Annotated in this window: 25 protein-coding genes; 3 read left to right on the forward strand and 22 right to left on the reverse strand. The window is 33.1% G+C overall.

All coding sequences use genetic code 11. From position 1 onward, the window contains the following. Positions 1-236: 236 nt before the first annotated feature. From KA845_RS06595 to KA845_RS06695, 21 genes are all read right to left on the reverse strand, one after another. Positions 237-1,886, reverse strand: a complete 1,650-nt coding sequence (locus tag KA845_RS06595) for a glycoside hydrolase family 13 protein (protein ID WP_210127873.1) — start codon at positions 1,884-1,886, stop codon at positions 237-239. Positions 1,887-2,035: 149 nt separating this feature from the next. Next, positions 2,036-3,445 (reverse strand): NADP-dependent phosphogluconate dehydrogenase, encoded by a 1,410-nt coding sequence (gene gndA / locus KA845_RS06600; protein ID WP_002509724.1) that lies wholly within the window; start codon positions 3,443-3,445, stop codon positions 2,036-2,038. Positions 3,446-3,519: 74 nt separating this feature from the next. Next, positions 3,520-4,647, reverse strand: coding sequence for a M20/M25/M40 family metallo-hydrolase (locus tag KA845_RS06605; RefSeq protein WP_151508051.1), 1,128 nt, complete (start codon positions 4,645-4,647; stop codon positions 3,520-3,522). Positions 4,648-4,997: 350 nt separating this feature from the next. Beyond that, positions 4,998-5,984, reverse strand: coding sequence for an aromatic acid exporter family protein (locus KA845_RS06610; RefSeq protein ID WP_103387873.1), 987 nt, complete (start codon positions 5,982-5,984; stop codon positions 4,998-5,000). A gap of 14 nt (positions 5,985-5,998) precedes the next feature. Then, complete coding sequence (gene brxB, locus KA845_RS06615) at positions 5,999-6,436, reverse strand: bacilliredoxin BrxB (RefSeq protein ID WP_002509727.1); 438 nt, start codon at positions 6,434-6,436, stop codon at positions 5,999-6,001. Between the two features lie 165 nt (positions 6,437-6,601). Beyond that, a complete protein-coding gene (locus KA845_RS06620; protein ID WP_107373492.1) occupies positions 6,602-7,861 on the reverse strand; it encodes a dihydrolipoamide acetyltransferase family protein in 1,260 nt (419 codons plus the stop codon). Positions 7,862-7,873: 12 nt separating this feature from the next. Next, positions 7,874-8,857, reverse strand: coding sequence for an alpha-ketoacid dehydrogenase subunit beta (locus tag KA845_RS06625; protein ID WP_210127874.1), 984 nt, complete (start codon positions 8,855-8,857; stop codon positions 7,874-7,876). Continuing rightward, positions 8,850-9,851 (reverse strand): thiamine pyrophosphate-dependent dehydrogenase E1 component subunit alpha, encoded by a 1,002-nt coding sequence (locus tag KA845_RS06630; RefSeq protein ID WP_002509731.1) that lies wholly within the window; start codon positions 9,849-9,851, stop codon positions 8,850-8,852. Before KA845_RS06630 ends, KA845_RS06625 begins: the two co-directional genes overlap by 8 nt. Before the next feature lie 18 nt (positions 9,852-9,869). Next, entirely contained in the window at positions 9,870-11,291 is a 1,422-nt protein-coding gene (gene lpdA / locus KA845_RS06635) for a dihydrolipoyl dehydrogenase (RefSeq protein ID WP_210127875.1), read from the reverse strand. Positions 11,292-11,562: 271 nt separating this feature from the next. Continuing rightward, complete coding sequence (locus tag KA845_RS06640; protein ID WP_021459938.1) at positions 11,563-12,462, reverse strand: phosphate acyltransferase; 900 nt, start codon at positions 12,460-12,462, stop codon at positions 11,563-11,565. Positions 12,463-12,523: 61 nt separating this feature from the next. Further along, complete coding sequence (gene recN, locus KA845_RS06645; protein ID WP_210127876.1) at positions 12,524-14,194, reverse strand: DNA repair protein RecN; 1,671 nt, start codon at positions 14,192-14,194, stop codon at positions 12,524-12,526. A 21-nt stretch (positions 14,195-14,215) separates the two neighbouring features. Further along, the gene (gene ahrC / locus KA845_RS06650) at positions 14,216-14,668 is read right to left on the reverse strand and encodes a transcriptional regulator AhrC/ArgR (protein WP_002509735.1); all 453 of its coding nucleotides are present in this window, start codon (positions 14,666-14,668) and stop codon (positions 14,216-14,218) included. A gap of 289 nt (positions 14,669-14,957) precedes the next feature. After that, complete coding sequence (locus KA845_RS06655; protein WP_210127877.1) at positions 14,958-15,842, reverse strand: polyprenyl synthetase family protein; 885 nt, start codon at positions 15,840-15,842, stop codon at positions 14,958-14,960. Further along, on the reverse strand, positions 15,826-16,053 hold the full coding sequence (locus KA845_RS06660; protein WP_002509737.1) for an exodeoxyribonuclease VII small subunit: 228 nt from the start codon (positions 16,051-16,053) through the stop codon (positions 15,826-15,828). Before KA845_RS06660 ends, KA845_RS06655 begins: the two co-directional genes overlap by 17 nt. Further along, positions 16,046-17,383, reverse strand: a complete 1,338-nt coding sequence (gene xseA / locus KA845_RS06665) for an exodeoxyribonuclease VII large subunit (protein ID WP_002509738.1) — start codon at positions 17,381-17,383, stop codon at positions 16,046-16,048. Before xseA ends, KA845_RS06660 begins: the two co-directional genes overlap by 8 nt. A gap of 16 nt (positions 17,384-17,399) precedes the next feature. Continuing rightward, on the reverse strand, positions 17,400-17,786 hold the full coding sequence (gene nusB, locus KA845_RS06670; RefSeq protein ID WP_002509739.1) for a transcription antitermination factor NusB: 387 nt from the start codon (positions 17,784-17,786) through the stop codon (positions 17,400-17,402). 58 nt (positions 17,787-17,844) lie between these two features. After that, positions 17,845-18,219, reverse strand: a complete 375-nt coding sequence (locus tag KA845_RS06675) for an Asp23/Gls24 family envelope stress response protein (RefSeq protein WP_002509740.1) — start codon at positions 18,217-18,219, stop codon at positions 17,845-17,847. An 11-nt stretch (positions 18,220-18,230) separates the two neighbouring features. Beyond that, complete coding sequence (gene accC, locus KA845_RS06680; protein ID WP_021459936.1) at positions 18,231-19,589, reverse strand: acetyl-CoA carboxylase biotin carboxylase subunit; 1,359 nt, start codon at positions 19,587-19,589, stop codon at positions 18,231-18,233. After that, positions 19,589-20,056 (reverse strand): acetyl-CoA carboxylase biotin carboxyl carrier protein, encoded by a 468-nt coding sequence (accB, locus tag KA845_RS06685; RefSeq protein WP_002509742.1) that lies wholly within the window; start codon positions 20,054-20,056, stop codon positions 19,589-19,591. The genes accC and accB overlap by 1 nt, the downstream gene beginning before the upstream one ends. A gap of 290 nt (positions 20,057-20,346) precedes the next feature. After that, positions 20,347-20,904, reverse strand: coding sequence for an elongation factor P (gene efp, locus KA845_RS06690; RefSeq protein ID WP_002509743.1), 558 nt, complete (start codon positions 20,902-20,904; stop codon positions 20,347-20,349). A 28-nt stretch (positions 20,905-20,932) separates the two neighbouring features. After that, entirely contained in the window at positions 20,933-21,991 is a 1,059-nt protein-coding gene (locus KA845_RS06695) for a M24 family metallopeptidase (protein ID WP_210127878.1), read from the reverse strand. Positions 21,992-22,094: 103 nt separating this feature from the next. Between KA845_RS06695 and KA845_RS06700 the strand changes: the two genes are divergently transcribed. Both KA845_RS06700 and KA845_RS06705 read left to right on the forward strand, forming a co-directional pair. Continuing rightward, complete coding sequence (locus KA845_RS06700) at positions 22,095-22,676, forward strand: hypothetical protein (RefSeq protein WP_103387869.1); 582 nt, start codon at positions 22,095-22,097, stop codon at positions 22,674-22,676. A gap of 28 nt (positions 22,677-22,704) precedes the next feature. Beyond that, positions 22,705-22,920, forward strand: coding sequence for an SA1362 family protein (locus KA845_RS06705; RefSeq protein ID WP_107376713.1), 216 nt, complete (start codon positions 22,705-22,707; stop codon positions 22,918-22,920). A gap of 288 nt (positions 22,921-23,208) precedes the next feature. Here KA845_RS06705 and KA845_RS06710 read toward each other — a convergent pair whose 3' ends face one another. Beyond that, positions 23,209-24,039, reverse strand: coding sequence for a lipoate--protein ligase family protein (locus KA845_RS06710; RefSeq protein ID WP_002509747.1), 831 nt, complete (start codon positions 24,037-24,039; stop codon positions 23,209-23,211). 144 nt (positions 24,040-24,183) lie between these two features. Here KA845_RS06710 and KA845_RS06715 point away from each other — a divergent pair, with 144 nt between their 5' ends. Then, the gene (locus KA845_RS06715; RefSeq protein WP_021459932.1) at positions 24,184-24,570 is read left to right on the forward strand and encodes a rhodanese-like domain-containing protein; all 387 of its coding nucleotides are present in this window, start codon (positions 24,184-24,186) and stop codon (positions 24,568-24,570) included. Positions 24,571-24,676 lie beyond the last annotated feature (106 nt).

Consider the following 24,676-nt stretch of genomic DNA (forward strand, 5'->3'; position numbering starts at 1 on the left):
GCAGTGATCACAGAATGTGTACAAAAAAAACTGCCAACAAAGTTGTAAACTTTATCGACAGTTTGAAGAGGCTGGGACAATATTGATTGTCCTAGCCTTTTTTCATATGGGCAGTAGCTGACTGCATTGAAAATGCGCTTTAAACCAAGCTTTTTTCAACGCTAGTCATCCTTGCCGGGGTGGGACGACGAAATCATTTTTTCAAAATCAGATTTCTGTCCCACTCCCTGTTACCATTATAATTTAATTACTGCTGCTTCAAAAGGTCGTAAATTTTGTAAATCAATATCACCATCATAATTATGTAATATTGTTTGTGGTTTATTACTATTATTATCTAGCGATAACTGCGCATTTTTATCAGTTAAATTTCCAACTATTAAGTAAGTTATGTCATTTAATTTACGAGTATAAGCAAAAACCTGACTATTATTTTCATCAACTAAGTCAAACTGACCATAAGTGAACACATCATCCGACTTTTTAACTTTAATTAAGTCCTTATAGAAATTTAAAATTGAATCTGGATCTTCAAGTTGTTGTGCCACATTAATATCTTTATAGTTTGGATTTACTGGGAACCAAGGTTCAGCAGTTGAAAAGCCAGCATGTTTATCAGTGTTCCACTGCATAGGTGTCCGACCATTATCTCTGTTTTCCATTTTATGTTTGTGTAACAAGGCTTCTGTGTCGCCACCTTGAGCTTTAACAATATTATATTCATTTATAACTGCAACATCATTAAAGGTTTCAATATGCTCGAAAGGATAGTTAGTCATACCTATTTCTTGTCCTTGATAAATGAATGGTGTCCCTTGTTGTAGGAAATAGACGATTGCATGGCTTGTTGCAGATTCATACCAAAATTGTTGATCATCTCCCCAAGTTGATACTCGGCGTGGTTGATCATGATTTTCGATAAATAAGGCATTCCAACCGTTATTTTCTAGACGTTTTTGCCATGTAGCTAAAACATTTTTATATGCTAATACATCAAAGCTACTTTCCCCTGTTTGCCATAATCCTAAATGTTCAAATTGGAAAATCATATCGAATTTACCTTCATTTTCACCAACCCACAGGTGTGCATCAGCGGGGCTAACACCATTAGCTTCACCAACAGTCATAATATCATAATGATCTAAGCTACCCTCTTTGACTTCTTGTAACCATGTATGAATACCTGGTTGATTCATTGCAGCATCAAAAGCTGGTGCAAATTTCTGCTGACTCGTTGTTGGTAAATTGCCTTTGTCGAATGACTTTTTAATATGAGTGATTGCATCTACTCTAAAACCATCAATTCCTTTATCGAACCACCAATTCATCATTGAAATGACAGCTTGTCGCACTTCTGGATTTTCCCAATTCAAATCAGGTTGTTTTTTGCTGAATAAATGGAAATAATATTGCTCAGTTTTTTGATCATATTCCCATGTAGAACCATTAAAAATACTTTCCCAATTGTTTGGCTCACTACCATCTGGTTGTGGATCTTGCCAAATATACCAATCCCTTTTAGCATTAGTTTTACTGGAACGTGATTCGATAAACCATGGATGTTCATCGGAAGTGTGATTAACAACTAAATCTAGAATTAACCTCATCCCTTTATTATGCACAGCTTCTAACAAAGCATCAAATTCAGCCATAGTACCAAATTCATCCATAATATCAAAGTAATCACTAATATCGTAACCATTATCATCATTTGGCGATTTGTACATTGGGGATAACCAAATAATATCGATCCCTAAGTCTACTAAATAATCTAATTTAGCAATTAGTCCATTTAAATCACCTATACCGTCGTTATTTGAGTCATTAAAACTTCTTGGATAAACTTGATAGGCAACTGCTTCTTTCCACCATTTTTTAGTCGTCATTTTAGACCTCCGTTTTAAAATAGATTAATTAAAATATATATAGATATGGATTGAAACATTAATTATATAAAAATAGTTTAAGAAATGTAATCGGTTCCATATATGTTGAAAAGCAAAGCACTCTCAATGAGTGCTTATGCTAAATATAATTAGTCTTCAATCCATTGTGTATGGTAAACACCTTCACGGTCTTTACGTTCATAAGTGTGTGCACCAAAATAGTCACGTTGTGCTTGGATTAAGTTTGCTGGTAAGTCTTCAGAGCGGTAACTATCATAATAGTTAATGCTTGCTGAGAAACCAGGTGTTGGTACACCATTTTGCACACCAGTTGCAACTACATCACGTAGTGCATCTTGATAATTTGTTACGATATCTTTAAAGTATGGATCTAGTAATAAATTTTGTAAGTTTGAATCATTATCATACGCATCTTTAATTTTTTGTAGGAATTGAGCGCGAATGATACAACCTTCTCTCCAAATCATAGCTAAATCGCCTAATTTTAAATTCCAGTCGTTGTCTTCACTAGCTTTTTTCATTTGTGTGAAACCTTGTGCATATGAACAAATTTTACTCATATATAAAGCTTTACGAATTTTTTCAAGGAATTCCTCTTTATTACCTGTAAAGTTTGCACTAGGACCATTTAATTGTTTAGACGCATTTACACGTTCTTCTTTTATAGAAGAGATAAATCTTGCAAATACTGATTCAGTAATGATTGTTAATGGAATACCTAATTCTAATGCGTTAATAGATGTCCATTTACCAGTACCTTTTTGTCCAGCAGTATCTAATATTTTTTCAACAAGTGCTTCATCAGAACCTTCGTCAAGTTTTGTGAAGATATCACCAGTGATTTCGATTAAGTAACTAGAAAGTTCTCCTGCATTCCAGTCTTTGAATGTGTTAGAAATTTCTTCATGAGACATTCCTAATAAATCTTTCATCATTGCATAGCTTTCAGCAATTAATTGCATGTCAGCGTATTCGATACCATTATGTACCATTTTTACATAGTGGCCAGCGCCATTAGGGCCAATATAAGCAACACATGGTGCGCCATCTTTAGCTTTTGCTGAGATAGATTCAAGGATATCACTTACTTTATCAAATGCTTCTTTTTGTCCACCTGGCATTAAAGAAGGACCTGTTAATGCTCCTACTTCACCACCTGATACACCCATACCAATAAAGTTAACGCCGCTTTCAGCTAAAGCTTTATTACGTCTGATTGTATCTTGATAGTTTGTATTACCACCATCAATAAGAATGTCGTCGTTATCTAATAACGGTAATAAGCTATCTATTGTTGCATCTGTAGCTGGACCAGCTTTGACCATCAATAGAATCTTGCGGGGTTTTTCTAAAGAATTAACAAACTCTTCAATTGAATATGTTGGATGGATATTTTTACCTTCGGATTCTTTTACCATTTCATCTGTTTTTTCAGATGAACGATTGAATACTGAAACGCTATTACCACGTGATTCAATATTCCAAGCAAGGTTTTTACCCATTACTGCTAAACCTACTACACCAATTTGTTGTGTCATATTACTAACCTCTCTTATTAAAGTTTACATGTTTATTGTATCACAAAGCAGTAATCACATCACTAAATGAGTTTCTAACCTTGATTAGCAATTTGTGTGATTTTAAGTAACTGCTGAGCTAATGCTGTTAACGATTTTATCTCCATACGTTCTTCAGTTGTGTGTATAAATTCATAACCAACACCTAAAATCACTGTAGGAATACCATAGCCATTAATAATATTACCGTCGGATCCACCTCCAGCAATAACTGTTTGTGGTTCTAAATTTAATTGTGTTGCACTGGACTGTGCTACTTGTGTAACTTTACTTTGGTCATCAATTTTAAAACCTGTGTAGGTTTGGTATGTCTCTACTGTTGCTGAGCTTCCGTAATTCGTAGCGGTCGCTTCAAATATTTTTTTCATATGATTAATTTGAGCTTCTACTTTTTGTGGAGAATGGGAACGTGCTTCTGCTTGTAAAGTTACTTTATCTGCAACGACATTTGTTGCAGAGCCACCTTCAAAACGACCAATATTTGCTGTCGTTTCATGGTCAATTTGACCTAAATGCATATTGCTAATGGCTTTTGCAGCTATGTTAATAGCACTTATTCCTTTATTTGGTGTACTTGCATGTGCCTTTTTACCATGTATTGTTGCTACTAATTTCATTTGTGTCGGGGCACCTATAACAGTAGTACCGACAGGAACGCTGGCATCTACTGCATAACCGTATTCTGCATCTAATAATGTACTATCTAATACTTTAGCGCCTTCTAGCCCAGATTCTTCACCTACAGTTATAATAAACTGTATTTGTCCGTGTGCAATATCATAATCTTGTAATGTATGTATTAATTCTAAGATTGCAGCTATGCCAGCTTTATCATCTGCGCCTAAAACTGTAGTACCATCAGAATAAATATATCCGTCTTCACTTATTACTGGCTTGATGTTTTTACCTGGTGCCACGGTATCCATATGACTAGTAAAGTAAATTTTATCGCTATTGTCATGTGCATTATATGGTGCTAATGTACAAATTAAATTATTGGCTCCGAGATATTCGTATGACCCGGCGTTATCTTCTGTGACTTGCACATGTAATTGTCGGAAGTATGATTTTAAATATTCTTGAATCGATGCTTCATATCCCGATTCAGAATTAATCTTAACTAAATCTAAAAAATTATTAATTAAACGTTCTTGATTGATCATAGTTCCACTCCTAAAATATGTGTTTCTGCATAGTATTAGTATTATAGTCATTATTGTTAAGTGTAAACAAAATTAGTCATTTACGAAACATATTTGATTACTTCCATTCATCAGCAATCTATTATAAAATATGCTTATATTAACAATTAGAGTAAACTATGTATTGTGGATAAGATATTATAAGTTTTACGGAGGAATTTTAAGTGAATAATAATAAAGTATTAAGAGTTATCATTGTGGTCATGCTCGTTGCAGTAGTATTAGCTTTAATTTTATCAAGTTTTGCTCCAATGATGGGATAGTAATTAAAAAGAACCTAAGTGAGTTAATGTTACTCACTTAGGTTCTTTTTATGCACTGTGTGATTCATGATGCATTTTTAAAGATCCGAAATCTGATTTGATTAGTAAATATTCTTCCAATTCATTTAACAACTGCATAAGACTAGCTCTTGTTTGTAATGCGTTTTGTGATTGTGGTAAAGGCATTTTGTCTAATTCAAGTCGAATTTCATATAATGAATGTAAACGCAGTAAAGTATAATCATTACTATTCACATTTTCGGCTATTTCTAATAATAAGTTACTTAATTGGTCTAATAATAAATCTGAACACTCTATATTTTGCAACATGTTTTGAATTCTGCGTAACAAATCAAGCTGCTCCTCACGCATATCAAAATAATGATAATATGAGTTTTCATTTCTGCCAAAATGATTTTTAACATCTCTAAAAGCAAGTGATTTTGCTTTTTTGATGGTAAATTGGATTTGAGAAAACGATAAATCTAATGAACGGCTTGGATCTCTACATACTTCGCTATATGTTTTAAAAACTTCTGTAAAATAATCTTCAATTTCATGCTTATATTGTTTTAAATTTTTATCTAAGCTTGGCATAATCATATTCATTAAAAAGGCTATACCTAAACCTACAATTAATAATAAAATCTCATTGAAAAATAAATTTATATCAATAGTTTGTGCGTTAAAGACATGAAGCAAGATTACGCAACTGGTTACTATGCCTTCTTGAACCTTTAAAACTACTGTTAGCGGTATAAAAAACAGTACGATAAGACCTAGTATTAGTGCGTGTTGTCCGAAGTAATTAAAAATAATTGAACCAAATATTAATATTAGCGCACAACATACAAAACGTGAAGCTATTGCTTGTACAGAATGAACTTTTGTATGCTTTATGCAAAGTACAACTAAAATGGCACTAGAAGAAAAATTATCTAACCCTAACAGTTGTGCAATAATAATTCCTAGTGCCATTCCAATGGCCGTCTTTATCGTCCTAAATCCTATTTTATATGGATTTAAACGTGGCATGATATTTGGCCTCTTTATCTTTCTTCGCAGTATTTATCGAATAAAGATTGTAATTGCGTAATAACATCCATCACATCGTGACCTTCTATTTGATGACGTTCTATCATTTCAGTAATTTGTCCATCTTTAATTAATGCAAATGATGGACTTGAAGGTGCATAACCTTCGAAGTAATCACGTGCTTGTTGTGTTGCTTCTTTATCTTGACCAGCAAAAACAGTCACTAGGCGATCCGGGAGCGTATCATAGTGTAGAGAATGAGCGGCTGCTGGACGAGCCATACCACCTGCACATCCGCAGACTGAGTTTACCATTACTAAAGTAGTGCCATCTTGTTGTAATACTTTATCTACTTCTTCAGCAGACGTTAATTGTTCATATCCCGCTTCGACCATTTCGTTTCTAGCTTGGTCTACGACATCATTCATATATAAATCGAAATTTAAATCCATAACCAGGTCACCTTCCATATCTTTATTAATATCATTATTTTACTAATTTCTTGGTAATTGTTCAACCCGCGTGTTTCACATGCATAAAAATAGGAGTGAGATAGAAGAACAATTTGTATCGTTTCTTAATCTCGCTCCAATAAAGATTTTTTTAATTAGCTTTGCTTAAAATATACTTGTGTTTTCAATTGAATATTGTTCGATACGTGATTTTACATAATTCATAAATCTACCAGCTTGTAAGCCATCTAAAATACGATGATCAATAGATAAACATAAATTAACCATATTTCGAATAGCAATCATATCATCAATTACGACAGGCTTTTTGATAATTGATTCAATTTGTAAAATTGCTGCTTGTGGATGATTAATAATGCCCATCGATGATACTGAACCAAATGTTCCAGTATTGTTAACGGTGAATGTACCACCTTTCATATCTTCGCTACGTAATTTTTTATAGCGTGCTTTTTGGGCTAAATCATTTACTTCGCGAGCAATACCCTTGATTGATTTTTCATCAGCATTTTTAATTACAGGTACATATAATTTATCTTCATCAGCAACTGCAATAGAAATATTCACATCTTTATGAATAACAATTTCATCATTTTGCCAGCTACTATTTAACAACGGAAATGCTTTTAATGCCTCTGCAACAGCTTTTACAAAGAATGCAAAGAATGTAATATTGTAACCTTCTTTTGCTTTAAAACTTTCTTTATGATAATTTCTCGTATTTACTAGATTAGTAGCATCTGCTTCAATCATCATCCATGCATGTGGAATTTCATTAACGCTATTGACCATGTTTTGCGCGATTTGTCTACGTACACCATTTACTGGAATAGAGGAACCAGCCTGTTGTGTAGCTATGCTGCTTTGGTCATCGACAGTTGGCGTCGGCGCATTAACAAAATGCGAAGCCTCTTTAGCTGTACCTTCCTTAATGGCCTTTTCAATATCTTTTTTCGTGACACGTCCTTCAAATCCAGTCCCTACAACTTGTGATAAGTTAATTTCATTTTCAGATGCAAGTTTAAATACTACAGGTGAAAAGCGCCCATTATTATTCGGTTTAGTAGAATCTTGTTGAACTGACTCTGTTTCAGATGGAGTTTCAGTAGGTGTTGATGTTGTAACCTCTTCATTATTAGCTGTAGTTGATGCTTCTTCCGTAGACGCTTCATTTTCTACTGCCAAGTGACAGATCACTGCTCCAACTTCTACAACTTCACCTTCATTCACAGTAATTTCTGTAATAGTTCCGGCATATGACGATGGCACTTCCGCAGTAACTTTATCTGTTATAACTTCACATAACGGGTCATATTCTTCTACAGTGTCACCGACCGATACTAACCATTGTTCAATTGTACCTTCATGCACACTTTCACCTAGTTTAGGCATTTTAATTTCCATTGTGCGGCCTCCTTAGTATTCTGCTAGTTCTCGCATTTTTATTTGTATTTTGTCAGGATTCATCATAAATTCATCTTCTAACGGTGGAGAAAATGGCATAGATGGTACATCTGGTCCTGCAAGACGCATAATTGGCGCATCTAAATCAAACAAGCAATTTTCAGCGATTATAGCTGCTACTTCTGACATTATACTACCTTCTAAATTGTCTTCTGTAACGAGTAAGATTTTTCCTGTTTCTTTTGCTCTTGCGATAATTGTTTCTTTATCTAGTGGGTAAACTGTACGTAAATCAACAACTTCAACGCTTATATTTTCTTCGGCAAGCATGTCAGCGGCTTGAATACAATAATTTACACATAAACCATAAGTGAAAACAGTAATATCATTACCTTGTCGTTTAACATCAGCTTTACCAATTGGCACTGTGTAATAATCTTCAGGCACTTCTTCTTTCAATAAACGATACGCTTTTTTATGTTCAAAGTAGAGTACGGGATCATTGGATTCAATTGATGCTAATAATAACCCTTTTGCATCATAAGGATTTGAAGGAATAACAATTGTTAAACCAGGTGTAGAAGCGAAGACACTCTCGATACTTTGTGAATGATATAAGGCACCGTGAATACCACCACCAAATGGCGCGCGTATTGTTAAAGGACAACTCCAATCATTGTTAGAACGATATCTAACTTTAGCTGCCTCACTCATAATTTGATTGGTAGCTGGTAAAATATACTCAGCAAATTGTATTTCTGCAATTGGGCGTTTTCCCATCATTGCTGCACCTACACCAGTTCCTACAATGTTAGACTCTGCTAACGGTGTATCGATGACACGTTCGCTGCCATATTTTTGTTGCAGACCTAATGTAGCACCAAAAACGCCACCTTTTAAACCAACATCCTCACCTAATATAAATACATTGTTATCTTTATCCATAGCTTGGTCCATAGCTTGATGAATAGCTGCTAAGTAAGTTAATTTAGCCATTGTTGACGCTCCCTTCTTCATAGACATAACTATAAGTTTCTTCTGGAGATGGATATGGTGCTTTTTCTGCTTCTTTTGTTGCTTGATTGACAATCGATTTATGTTCTTGCTCTAAATCTTCTAACCATTGTTCGTCGATGATGCCTTCATTTAATAAAAATGCTCTAAATGATGCATTACAATCTTCTGTTTTCAAGCTATCTAACTCTTCTTTAGAGCGATAGCCACTGTCATCATCATCAGAAGAATGTGCTGTCATACGAGTACACATTGCTTCGATGAGTGTTGAGCCGCCACCATTTAACGCACGTTCCCTTGCTTCTTTCATTACCTTATACATTGCAATTGGATCATTACCATCAACACGTTCACCGTGAATACCGTATCCGATAGCTCTATCAGATAATTTTTCCGCACCGTATTGTAATGACTCTGGCACAGAAATAGCATATTTGTTATTTTCAATAACACAAATAAATGGAAGTTTGTGAACGCCTGCAAAATTAAGTCCTTCATGAAAGTCTCCTTGGTTAGAAGTACCTTCACCTAAAGTTGCTAATGCAATATTAGCTTGTTTATCCATTTTTAATGATAATGCAGCTCCCACACCTTGTAAGACCTGTGTACCTACGGGCGAACTTTGTGATAATATGCCAATTTTTTTATTGCTGAAGTGTGCTGGCATTTGTTTACCACCTGAATTAATATCGTCACGTTTACCAAATGCAGAAAGCATTGTATCAAGAGGTGACATTCCTAAGTAAGTAACAAGTGCTAAATCTCTATAATAAGGTGCAGAAATATCACCATCTTTCATCGCTAAGCCCATACCTATTTGTGCTGCTTCTTGACCTTGACAACTTATGACAAAAGGTATTTTACCGGCACGATTAAGTAACCACATACGTTCATCTAATTTACGACCTAAGTCCATCCATTTATACATTAATTTTAAGTCTTCTGTTGAAAGACCTACATCTTTATAATCAAACATGAAATTTCTTCCTCCTTGTTAAACGTGAATTGATCGATTTTCAACCTTTAAGCCTAACTCCATTAATACTTCTGACAGTGACGGGTGAGCATGTGTTGTTAAACCAAGTTCTAATGTTGAGCCATTCATAAATTGTAACAATGATGCTTCATTGATTAATTCAGTTACATGCGGTCCTATCATATTAATACCTAATACAGTATCATGGTCTTGATCAATCACGATTTCACAAAAGCCACTTTGGTTTTTAGTATCTTCGATAACAGCTTTGCCAATTGCTTTAAATGGCACTTTTACTGCTTTAGCTTTGTAACCTTCTGCTTTGGCTTCTTCGACATTCAAACCTAACGAAGCAACTTCTGGTTGTGTATATATACATCTAGGCATAATTTGATAATTTATTGGTAAAGGCGTTTGGTCAAACATATGTTCAACAGCAACCATCCCTTCTTTAGAACCAACATGTGCTAGTTGTAATTTACCGACACAATCACCTGCAGCATAAATATGTTGGTCGGCTGTTTGTTGATAGTCATTTGTAATAATATGACCTTTATCTGTTGTTTGAATTTTTGTATTGTTTAATCCAATATCTTCAGTTCGAGGTTTGCGACCAATAGCAACTAATACTTTATCAAAACGTTGTTCAGATTCTGCAATTTTAATTTCAATTACATCATCTTGTTGTGAAATATCTTCTGCACTGAGTTGCACTTTTTCATGAAAAGTTACGCCTCGTGTTTCTAAATCTTGTTTTAGTGTTTTTGCGACAGTCTTACTTTCTGTCGGTGCGATTCGCTCACCTGCTTCAATAACAGTTACGTCTACACCAAAATCTGTCATCATCGATGCAAATTCTAAACCTATAACACCTGCACCAATAATTGCTAAATTTTGAGGAAGATTTTGTAAGTTAAGCATATCGTCACTCGAAAGAACAACTTGATGATCAAAAGGTAAAAATGGTAATGATAGAGGCTCAGAACCAGTAGCGATTAATACATTTAAGTTTGGTATTAATTCCGATTCCCCATCTTCATATTCAACGGAAATAGTACCACTTTGTGGTGAAAATAGAGATGGTCCTAATATACGACCATTTCCGTTAAATACGGCAATTTCATTGTATTTCATTAATTGTGAAACACCATTATGCATTTGTGATACGATTTCTTGTTTTCTCTCTTGTATTTTTTCATAATTAAGCTTAAATGAATCAACATCTACACCAAAATCGGATGCATGATTAATTGTGCGCATCACTTCTGCTGATTTGAGTAAGGCTTTAGTTGGAATACAACCTTTATGTAAGCATGTTCCCCCTAATAAGGAATTTTCTACTATAGCAACTTTTTTACCTAATTGAGTTGCTCTTATTGCAGCAACATAACCTGCAGTTCCTCCACCTAAAATTACTAAATCATATTGTTCTTTTGACATTATTTGTGCTCCTAACTAACATTTATTGACGTGACATTTCTTTTTTATCGTAAAATACAAGGAATGTGTAAACAATCAAGTTACCGCTAAAATCAACATATGTCACTTTGAATGAGTACATAGTGATTTTAGCAGTATACAAAATGTATGTCTTTGTGTAATTTCTACTTTTGTTTTTTATATTAGTTATGTAAACATTTTCGTTTTATTATGTTTACAGTTTAACTTATTTTATTAATTTATAAAAATGATAGCAATTAAATTAATTTTGTTATTGCTTTTTGAGTCTTAAACTAAAATATAATGAATCTAACATATTGCTTTTGCTATCAGCTTTTGAAGTGGCAACGATTGGAAAATTAGTACCTAGTACTAAACTAACGACAGAAGCGTCCCCGAAATATGAAAATGACTTATATAGTGCATTTCCTACATCTATATTAGGCACAATCAATACATCAGTATCACCTGCTACTGGGGATTTTATTGATTTTCTTATTACGCTTTCCATACTTATAGCATTATCAAAAGCGAGTGGTCCATCTATTAATAAATATGGTCTTACACTTTTTGAAAAGTGTTGTGTTACTTCTTGTGCATCAACAGAAGAAGTGACTTGTGAGTCCACACCATCTACTGCAGATAACATAGCTACTTTTATTTTGCTATATCCTAAGTTTTGAGTAAATGTTAAAAGGTTATCAATAATTTTTATTTTATCAGACACTGTAGGATTGTTATTAATGGCCACATCGCTTAATAATAACATCTTATGGTACTTTGGTATATTAAAACAAGCTACATGGCTTAATATCTTATTGTTAAGTACTAATGATGGATATTGGTTGAGGAATGATATCAATTTTGTTGAATCAATATTCCCTTTCATCAATACTTTAATTTTACCGTTAATTAAATCGCTGGCAACAGTCTGAAACAAGTCAATTTCATTATCTAAAATTTGCGTAGATATACGTAATAAATATTGGGTATCAATATCAAAAGAACGCAATAACTCAGTTAAATCTGTAGTATCATACAGGTAAATATTTACGTTCGTTGTTTTTAGAGCTTCAATTGCGACTGACATAATTTTCTCGTTATTGGGAAAAATGATTGCGACATTACCTTCTAAAGACGAAGTGTTTTGTACTAAATGTTGATATTGCATTACATTCAACACCTTTCAAGTGTATTAATAATACTCTCATTGGCATAGTGTTGGTTAGTATTTAACGATTTTGTTCAATCATTTCTTTTGCATTTTGTCTCGTGATTTCAGTTACATTAGCCCCAGATATCATACGAGCTACTTCATCAATACGTTTATCATCTGTTAGTTCAGTGACTTTTGATGTTGTTCTATCTTCATGTGCGACTTTACTTATAAGTAAATGATGATCACTCATTGTTGCAACTTGTGGTAAATGGGAAATGCAAATGACTTGTATATGTTGTGCAATTTCTCGCATTTTTTCTGCCATTTTTTGTGCAGCCTGACCGGAAACACCTGAATCGACTTCATCAAATAAAATTGCAGTTTGACCACGTGATTTAACAAATATACTTTTTAAAGCTAACATAATTCGGGATAATTCACCACCGGAAGCAATTTTATTTAAGCTTTTTAACGGTTCACCTTTGTTAGGGCTTATTAAAAATTCGACAAATTCTATACCTTCTATGTTCGGTTCATCTAATGGTTTAAAAGAAATTTCCAAATTAGCATCTTTCATTTGTAAATTTTGAATTTCCGCTACAATATGATCACGTAATGTTTGTGCTACAGCTCTACGTTCTTGTGATAGCGCCTTACCTTTAGATAATACTTGTTGATATAAGGATTGAATTTCTTCTCTTAACTGTGAAGTACTCTCTTCATAATTTTCTATTTTATTAATTTCGTTTTCTATTGTTGTTTGATAACGTATTAGTTCACTAATATCTTTACCATATTTTCTTTTTAAATTATTTAGTAAGTTCATACGTGACTCTAACTCGTTCAAATATTGTTCATCAAATTCAGTATTTGACAATTCATCATAAATTTGGTGTTTAGCATCTTCTAATGTGTAGTAAATTTGGTCCACATTTTCTTTTAGACTGTCATATTTGTTCGGTAATATATCATTAATAGTCTGTAATTGGTGGCTAAATTCATATAATCTATCTGTGATAGCATGTTCATCAGTTAAAGTCATATGAGCATTATTCAATGCTAAGTTTAGATTTTCAGAATTTTGAATACGTTTAATATCCATCTCTAATTGCTCTGTTTCACCTTCAACAAGGTTCGCTTCTAACAGTTCATCATTTTGAAATTTCAATAAATCTAAACGTTGTAATAATACTTGATCTGCACTTTCCAAATCATGCAACTCTTTCTTTTTAGCTTTGTAAGCTTTAAAGGTCTGTGTATAATCATCAATTAATGATTTATACTGATCCTCTGCATAATGATCTAATAACTGTAGATGGTATTTTTGTTTAAGTAAAGTTTGCGTTTCATGTTGTCCGTGTATATCTAGCAATTCTTGCATTACTCTACGTAAGTCTTGTAACGTAACAATTTGATTATTGATTCTACACATACTTTTGCCAGAGCTGAAAATTTCTCGTTTAACTAGTAAAAAATCTTCCGTTGTATCTATAGCTAAATCATGCAACACAGCTATAGCTTCTTGACTATTATCAATATCAAAGATACCTTCTATAACCGCTTTTTTCTCACCGTGACGTACATAGTCAGATGAAGCTCTCATACCAATTAACTGGCCTATAGCATCAATAATAATTGATTTTCCAGCACCAGTTTCACCACTAAGTACAGTTAAGCCATCACCAAATTGAATTTCTAATTCATCAATGATGGCAAACTGTTTTATTGATAAGGTTTGCAACATTGTAAAATCACTTCCCTCTAACTATAATAAATTAAAGATTCTAGTTTTAATGTTTTCACTTGCCTCTTTATCACGACAAATAATCAAACAAGTATCATCACCACATATAGTACCCAATACTTCATCCCAAGCAATCTGGTCTAAAATTGCTCCAATTGATTGTGCATTACCAGGCAGTGTTTTAAGCACTAGTAAATTCTCTGTTCCATCAATGTTGACAAAAGAATCCATTAAATAGCGCCCTAGCTTTTCTAAAGGGTGGTATTTGCGGTCATTTGGTAAACTATAAACATATTGTCCTGTAGGCGTTGGAACTTTAATTAATTGTAATTCTTTAATATCTCTTGAAACAGTCGCTTGCGTAACATTTAATTCATATTCATTTAAGCGTTTAACAAGTTCATCTTGCGTTTCAATTTTTTCATTAGAAATAATTTCTCTAATTTTAATATGTCTAACTGACTTTTTAGCCATGATAACACCTCTATATACGAATATTTATACATTGATTTTATCATACAGCGATATTATCTACTACTAAGAATGTATATATAACTTGGCAATTTAGTTAGATTCTTTACTGGCCAGTGTTTCTACCTGAAATAGTTGCTAATATAAATAAATTAACTGTATAAATATAAAATTGTTGTTTCGGTTAAATAAAAATAAAATAGGTTGGAATAAAAGTATATTAGTAATGGCTATATTGTAATACCATTATAATTGCTACAGTAATATACTTTATATCACAACCTATTATTAACTAGTGATCTCTATTAACGAATAGTTCAATGATATATTTCAAATTGGATGTATCATATTGTTGCTCAATTTGAGCTAAACAATCATAAGCAGCATCGGTGTGATGTTGTAGTTTTTCTTCAGCACCGTCTAATCCTAATAATGAAACATAAGTACTCTTATGATTTTCTAGATCACTTCCAACAGACTTACCTAACTTTTCTTCGTCGCCATATATATCTAGCAAGTCATCTTTGATTTGGAACATCAGTCCAATATGATCACTATATTCATACAATGCATCAGCAACAGGATTTTCTACCTGTGCAATGTCAGAAGCAGCCATGACGGCAAATGTAATTAAGGCACCTGTTTTAGTTCTATGAATTTGTTCTAACGTAGCTAAATCAATTTGTATTTCTTGATTTTCGCTTTGCATGTCTAATGTTTGTCCGCCAACCATTCCTAAATGACCACTTGCTTGTGACAAGCGTTGTATTAATTTCAGTTTAACGGAGTCAGATAGTGTTTCGTCATGCGACACGACATCGAATGCTTTAGTTAATAAAGCGTCTCCAGCTAAGATCGCTTTCCATTCACCATAAACTTTATGATTAGTCAGTTTGCCTCTGCGATAATCATCATTGTCCATTGGTGGTAAGTCATCATGAATTAATGAATAAGTATGAATCATTTCTAAGGCGAGTGCCGGTGATAATCCTTGTTCATGGTTACTAGTCAACATATCTAATGTTAATAAAAGTAAAACTGGGCGAATACGTTTGCCTCCAGCTTCCAATGAATAACTCATACTTTCTTCTAAGTTAGTTGATAAAGGTGATTGTGGTATTATAACTGCTATTGCATTATTAATTTCTTCAGTGAATGTGTTAACTTTTTGTTTCATTATCTTGTTCCTTTACTTCTTCGTCTTCTTTAATTAATTCATTGACTTTTTGTTCTGCATTTTTTAATGTTTCATCACAACTAGCAGAGAGTTTCATACCACGCTGATATAATTCTAATGACTCTTCTAAAGATACGTTCTCATTATCTAACTTTTGAACGATTGTTTCTAGTTCTTCCATCATTTCTTCAAAACTTTGTTTGTTACTCATCTTTACACCTAACTTTCTTTACTTGAGCCTCAACGATACCATCTTTCATTGTTAATTCAATATTATCATTTTCTTTTAAATCTTGTGTACTTGTAATTACTTGTTCATCTTTATTTACAATTGTATAACCTCGCAACATTGTGTTAGTTGGACTTAAAGTATTAAGATTATCCAATTTACTCGCAAGTGTTGTTTTTTTGTTATGGAGCTGAGCGTGAATAATTTTAGTTAATTCTTGTTGTTTTTGAAGCGTTTGATTACGATGTGTCACAATATTTTGTTTAAAAGTTTTTAAATTAAATTGACCTTTTAACAATGATAATTGTTGCTTATTATTTTGTAACGTTAGCTGCATATTCAATTTTAATTGTTTCTCTAAATCATCACGCTTTTGAATTTGCTGGTCATAAAGTAATGATGGTGTTTTAAATTTATAATAAGAAGCTGTATGTTCTAAATATTTACGTTGTTGTTGAACATGTTGTTTAATATTTCGTGTTAAAAATAATTTAACTTGGCGAAGCTGTTGATGCAATTCGTATTGATCAGGTGTAGCGATTACCGCTGCCTGTGTAGGCGTTGCTGCCCTAATATCAGCTACAAAATCACTTAAAGTAAAATCAGTTTCGTGTCCTACAGCAGAAATAATGGGCTTAGGACAATTAAATATTGCTTTGACAACTTCTTCTTCATTAAAGTTCCACAAATCTTCTATAGACCCGCCACCTCTACCAATGATGATAGTATCTACATCTAATGATTGAGCGTATTGAATCTTTTCAATGATATCTTGTTTAGCTTGTTCCCCTTGAACTAATGTACTGATTTGTACTTGCTCAGCAAGAGGATATCTATTATTAATCGTTGAATAAATATCACGGATTGCTGCACCTGTACTTGCTGTGAGAACAGCTATTTTTTTGGGGTACTTTGGTATCTCTTGTTTATGCCGTTCATCAAAATAACCCGCTTCAGATAATTTTTTCTTTAATGCTTCTAGTTTTTGATATAAATTTCCTACGCCATCCATATGCATTTTATTTACATATATTTGATAGTTTCCTCGACGCTCATAAACAGAGACACGCGCCTCAAGTAATACTTGGTCGCCTTCCTTAGGTGTAAAATCTAGCTTTGCTGCAACGCCTTTGAACATCATCGCATTAATCACACTATTCTGGTCTTTAACATTGAAATACAAATGTCCGCTAGAATGCTTTTTAAAGTTGGACAATTCGCCTTTGATTAATACAGATTGTAAATGAGGGTCTTGATCAAATTTATATTTAATATATTTTGTTAAAGCAGAAACACTTAAATAGTCAGCCATGTTATCTACCACTCTTTTACTCAATATTACTTAATACACCATTAATGAATTTATAATGATCATCATCACTAAATTGTTTTGCCAATTCCACAGCTTCATTAATAACTACTTTTTTAGGTGTGTCACTTTGTAATAATTCAAAAGTTGCCATCCTTAAAATAATACGATCTGTTTTTAACAGTCTATCTAAAGTCCACTCTTTTAAATGGGGTTGGATTTTATCATCTAATACCGTTTCGTGATCTTTAACGCCTGTTACTAGCCAAGTAATAAAGTCGAAATCTAAGTCTTCATTTTCGTCTTTAATAAAGTTTATTGCCTCATTAATCGTCAGTGTATTATTTTTAATTTCAATTTGAAATAATGTTTGGAACGCTTGTGTTCTCGATTCTTTTCTACTCATTGTTAACTCCTTCAAGTGTCATTCTTTTATATCTACGGCTCAGTCACTAAATAACCTACTATTTATTATTTCCTTTGGCTGCAGCGATATGCGAAATGTGAATATTAATTTGCTTCGGTTCAATTGCAGTCATTGTAGTTAAAGCGTTATAAATAGCGTTTTGAATAGCTTTAGCTGTTTCAGAGATATTTACACCTTGTTCGAAAGCACAAAAGACATCGATATATAAATCTTCATCTTTAATTTCAATTTGGATTCCTTTATTTAATTGACGTTGCGTAATTTCATCAAAATTCGCATTTCTTAATTCTTTAAAATGACCATGTATACCTTTAATTTCAGATGTAGCGATACTTGCTGTAACTGCAAGTACCTCTGTTGAAATTTCTATATTTCCTAAATTAGACTGTGCATGTCCTGCAACTTTTACCATAAACAAACCTCCTAGTCTGTTTCTTCATCCATAATATTATGCGTTTCTAAGAATTTTGTATTAAATAAACCACTTCTAAATGTTTCGTTATTTAACAAGCGCATATGGAATGGAATTGTCGTGTCAATTCCTAAAACTACAAATTCTCCTAAAGCACGTAATCCAGTCATAATTGTTTCTTCTCGTGTAGGTTGATGTACTATAAGTTTAGCAACCATAGAATCATAGTATGGCGGGATTGTATAATCCGTATAACATGCAGATTCAATTCTAACTCCAAAGCCACCTGGCGTTAAATACTGTGTGATTTTACCTGGAGATGGCATGAAATTTTTGTATGGATTTTCTGCGTTGATACGAAATTCCATTGCGTGACCATTTATAACAACATCCTCTTGTTTGAAAGGTATCGCTTCGCCCATGGCCACTTTTAATTGTAATTTAACTAAATCGACGCCTGTGACCATCTCAGTTACTGGATGTTCAACTTGGATACGTGTATTCATTTCCATGAAATAAAAATTATTACTATCTAAATCAAAAATAAATTCAATTGTACCCGCATTTTCATAGTTAACTGCTTTAGCTGCGCGTATAGCTGCTTGTCCCATTTCCTCGCGCTTATCTTGCGTTAATATGGGTGATGGTGCTTCTTCGACTAGTTTTTGCATACGACGCTGTATTGTACAATCACGCTCACCTAAATGAACTACATTGCCAAACTTATCGCCTATGACTTGAATTTCTATGTGTCGGAAGTTTTCGATGAATTTTTCTAAATATAAACCCCCATTACCAAAAGCAGTTTCTGCTTCTTGTTGTGTCATCTTATAGCCATTTTCTAATTCTTTTTCATCACGAGCTACTCTGATGCCTTTACCGCCACCACCAGCGGTAGCTTTAATAATAACAGGATAACCTATTTTTTCAGCAATATCTTTTGCATCATCGATAGATTTAATTAATCCTTCGCTACCAGGAACAACTGGAACATCAGCTTTTTTCATTTCTTCTTTAGCAATGTCTTTAATTCCCATTTTTTGAATTGATTCATAATTAGGACCTATGAATTGCAATTGACATGCTTCGCATAATTCAGCAAAGTCTCCGTTTTCAGCTAAAAAACCGTACCCAGGGTGTACGCCATCACAACCAGTTGAAGTTGCAATAGAAAGAATATTTGCGATGTTTAAATATGAATCTTTGGATTGTGTTGGTCCAACGCAGTATGCTTCATCTGCTATTTGAGTATGTAATGCGTCTTTATCGCCTTCAGAATAAATAGCTACTGTTTGTAATCCTAATTCATGACATGCTCTAATAATTCTAACGGCAATTTCTCCGCGATTTGCTATTAAAATTTTATTCATTATTTCACCTTAAATAACGGCTGGCCATACTCAACCATTTGACCGTCTTCAACTAAGATTTCAGTAATTTCCCCGGTAACTTCAGCTTGAATTTCATTAAATAATTTCATTGCTTCTAAGATACATACTGTTGTGTCATTTGCTACAGTATCACCAACTTGTACATAGGCGCTTTCTTCTGGTGAAGGAGATTTATAAAATGTCCCTACCATTGGTGCATTAATTGTTTTCGCATCGCTATCATTAGATGTAGTTGTGACATCCGTTGATGCACTAGGTAGTGTTGCCGGTGTTTCAGCTGGAGCAACTGATTGTTGAACAGGTTGTTGTGAAATTTGTGGTGTAATGATTTCAGTTTCTTTTTCTTTTTTAAGATTAATTACATTACCTTTATCTTCAATATTGATTTCAGTAAGACTTGATTGATCTAAAATTTCTATTAATTCCTTTATCTCTTTAAAATTCATAAATATAACTCCTTCAGAATGTTTTCATCTACCATGCTTATTTTACTTGACTAAAAAACGCAATTCAAGTATATGCACGTTGGTATTGCGTATATTAATTATTTTATCATTTTAATTTACATTTTTGTGTATTTATATCATAAAAATAAAAAGCGAGTCAGAAATCATATAAGGTGAAATGATTTCTGACTCGCTGAGTGTAGACTTGATACTCAGATAGAGTTTATTACTATTACACTAACATAAGCGCTTGTCTGTCGTTTAGTTATTATCCAAGATTCGTTATTGGCTTAGCCTCTTGAAATATAACTACCATCGCTTGTATTGATTACCAAAATGTCACCTTCATTAACGAATAAAGGTACGTTTAAAGTGTAACCTGTTTCAACAGTAGCAGATTTAGTAGCTCCTGTTGCCGTATCTCCTTTGATACCTGGTTCTGTTTCAGTCACTTCTAATTCAACTGTTTTAGGTAATTCTACGCCAATAGTTTCACCTTCATAAGTTTGAATTTGGACTTCCATGTTAGCTTTTAAGTATTTTAGTTCATCTTCTAAATAATCAGCTGCTAGTTCTATTTGGTCGAAAGTTTGATTGTCCATAAATACATGCATGTCACCATCTGCATAAAGGTATTGCATACGACGGTTTTCAATCATCGCTTGCTCAACTTTTTCACCCGCTCTAAAGGTTTTTTCTTGGATAGCACCTGTTCTTAAATTACGTAATTTAGAACGCACAAACGCTGAACCTTTACCTGGTTTTACGTGTTGGAAATCAATTACTTTCCAAATACCATTATCTACTGAAATTGTTAAACCTGTTTTAAAATCATTAACCGAAATCATTCAGTTTCCTCCTCAAATATACGCTCTTCTATAAAATAATAAGGTCTTTTGTGGAATTAGTAAAGCGTTGACAACCATTTTCTGTGATTAAAATATCATCTTCGATACGTACGCCACCTAATCCGTCTATATAAATGCCGGGTTCAATTGTAACACAATTATTAACTTGTAAGGCACTGTCTGTATTTTTTGCTAAAACTGGCCCTTCATGTACATCTAAACCGATACCATGTCCAAGTGAATGACCAAATGCCTCACCATATCCTTGCTTGGTAATGTAATCACGGGCAACCGCATCTAATGCTTTACTAGAAATACCAGCTTTAGCAGCTTTTATAGCTTTCTGATTTGCAGCTAATACAATGTTATAAATTTCTTTAAGTTTTGGATTAGGTTCTCCAATAGCAAATGTTCTAGTAATATCTGAAGCATAACCTTGATAATATGCCCCGAAGTCTAAGGTAATCATATCTCCTTGTTCGATAATTTTGTCGCTTGCAACGCCATGAGGCAAGGCACCACGATGTCCAGATGCAACAATAGTAGAGAACGATGTTCCTTCAGCACCAAGCTCTAATAATTTACTTTCTAATTTAGCTTTTAATTGTTGTTCCGTCATACCACTTTTGGCTACTGTTAAAATGTACTCATACGCTTGGTCTACAATATTCGCAGCACTTTGGATAATTTCAATTTCTGTCGGGTTTTTAACTTCTCTAATTTTTTCAATTGCGCCACTAATACTAATTAAACTAACGTAAGATTTACTGAGTTGTAAATACTCATCATAACTTACTAAATTTCCTTCAAAACCAATGTTTTGTAAATTTAGTGTGCTTATTTGTTCTTTTAGAGATTGAATGAGACTGTTTTGTCGATTAATTATATGGAATGCTGGTGCTTCACTTGTTGCTTGTTCAATATAACGGAAATCAGTAATCAAATACTGGTCCTCTTTTGTGATAAGTAACGCCCCGCTCGTACCAGTAAAACCTGATAAATAGCGTCTGTTATATTCAGATAATACAATGACACCATCTAAATGTTTTTGTGCAATAAAGGATCTTAATTGTTCAAGTTTGTCCATGCTGAATCCCCCTATTCAATAAATTTGTACATTTTCTTTATATACATTAAAATGATAGCATAAATAATATGATAATAAATAGTTTTTGAATTAGGAGAAAATGATGAAAAAGAAAATAATATCAATTATTGGCGCATCATGTATACTCGCGGGATGTGGTAGTCAAAATCTAGCGCCATTAGAAGAAAAATCGACTGATTTACGAGAAAAAAATCATAATTTAAAATTAGATATTCAAGAACTAAACCAAAGTATAACTGATCAAAAAGCTAAAATTGCTGATTTGAAGCAAGATAAAGCAAATATGAAAAAAGCTAAAAGTAATGAAAAGCGTGTTAATTATATGAAAGCATCATCAAAATATTATGATGATATTGCTAATGTCATTAGTGACTATAATTCACTTGAACCAGACTTAACTAAAAATAAAGCCGATCAGAAAATACAAAGTAAATTAGACAAGTTAATTAGTAATACTGATAAAGCATACGCTACATATGAAGGCAAGGTTGATACTGATGACATGTCTTCAGATGCAAAAAGTAAGCACAAAAATATAAAAACACTTAATAAAGACTTATCAAAAGCTTTAGCTAAAATTAAAGAGGGATACAGTGCCAAAGATAAAAAGAAATTAAAAGCAGGGCAACAAGACTTAACTGAAGTAAGTATTAACGAACAATAACTTACATGAAAGGAGCATAATAGCAATGATGAAGCAGATTTTATTTTATTTTGTCATAGCGGTTGCACTATTTGGACTAATTATGAACTTAGATATGTTTATTTTTAGTTTCGTGCAAATGGTTATTAGTTTAGCCATATTAGGTGGGATTATTTATTTAATTTATTATTTTTTCTTTTTAACACCAGATCAGCGGAAATATAAACGAGCAGTTAGAAAATCTAAACGTCGTAATAAACATTAATTACAACTTGCAACATGCTATAAAATAAAGGGCTGAGTGACAAGTAGTAACATAGCCTCAAAACGTAGATAAACCCTTCGCATTAATTTGCGAAAGGTTTATTTTTATTTATATAAGTTATTCAAAATAGCACGTTCCGCAGACTATAGGCTAAGGCAGTGCCCGGGAAAAGCGTGCATAAAAACTGCCAACAAAGTCAGAAGATTTGTCGACAGTTTTAGACTATCAATAACTGAATCGTTTAATTAACAGCGTATTAAGTTATTGTGCAGATGCATATGAAGCTCATTATTTACGATAATTCCATTCATCAGATTTATATTTTATTATTAATTCATCTACTTCTTGTAATTGTGATGGCGTAAGTTTGAGTGGTTTGAATTCAATATCTAAACCTTTTTTAAAGCCAGCTTCAAATGCTGATTCCATTTCAGCAATAGAAATATGACGTTCTGCAATATCATTGATTGCTACAGCTTTATCGACAAACGCTTGTTTCATTTTATCTTTCAAGCGATCATTTTTAAAAATAAACAAGTCGAAAAGTTCATCAATATCAACATCTTGTAATAAAGAACCGTGTTGTAATATAACACCTTTTTGACGAACTTGTGCACTACCGGCAATTTTTCGCCCTTCTACTACTAATTCATACCAACTAGGTGCATCAAAACAAACAGCGCTACGTGGTTGCTTTAACTTTTCTCGCTCTTCTTCGGAACGTGGAATTGCGAAATATGCATCAAATCCTAATAATTTGAATCCTTCAAGTAACCCTTCAGAAATAACACGATATGCTTCTGTTATTGTACTAGGCATGTTAGGATGTGATTCAGGAACAATAACACTATAAGTCAATTCCTTGTCATGTAGTACACCTCTACCACCGGTTTGTCTTCTGATTAAACCATAGCCAAGTGCTTTGACTTTTGCAGTGTCAATTTCTTTAGTTAATCTTTGGAAATATCCCACTGACAAGGTAGCCGGGTTCCACGTATAAAAGCGTATAACTGGGTCAATTTCACCTCTTGATACAAAATTTAGTAATGCCTCATCAAATGCCATGTTATAGTAAGGATCATTACTACCAGTATTTATAAAATTCCAAGTTTCAGTCACAATAAAAAACTCCAATCAATATTAAATAAGAACATTTATTTTTGTTATCGTTTACAGAACTTTAACATTATAACAAAAATATTTTGATAAATCGTTATAACAGTCTTATAATATATATTATCGGGAAAATAGGGAGGATGCAAGATGAGTAGTTTTTGGTTTATAGCATTAGCAATACTAATTATTATCATTGTTTATATGATAGTTAACTATATGCTTAATAAAAAAGCTGTTACTGAATTAAATCAAAATGAATTTCATAACGGTTTAAGAAAAGCACAAGTCATTGATGTTAGAGAAAAAGTTGACTATGATTATGGCCATATTGTTGGTTCAAGAAATATTCCTATTACAATGTTTAAACAAAGATTTCAAGGTTTAAGAAAAGACCAACCTATTTATCTTTGTGATGCGAATGGGATTGCGAGTTATCGTGCAGCACGTACATTAAAGAAAAACGGTTACACTGATTTGTACATGCTCAAAGGCGGTTATAAAAAATGGACTGGCAAAATTAAATCTAAAAAATAATAAATTGATGGTAATAATTTTAAATGATAGAGTAATGCTCAACTAAATTAATGTAAGTAAATACTCTTAAAAATCGTTGCTAATTTTTAAAAACCCCCTGATGATA

The sequence above is a fragment of the Staphylococcus sp. GDX8P114P-2 genome (genome assembly GCF_017892945.1).
Lineage (GTDB): Bacteria > Bacillota > Bacilli > Staphylococcales > Staphylococcaceae > Staphylococcus > Staphylococcus arlettae.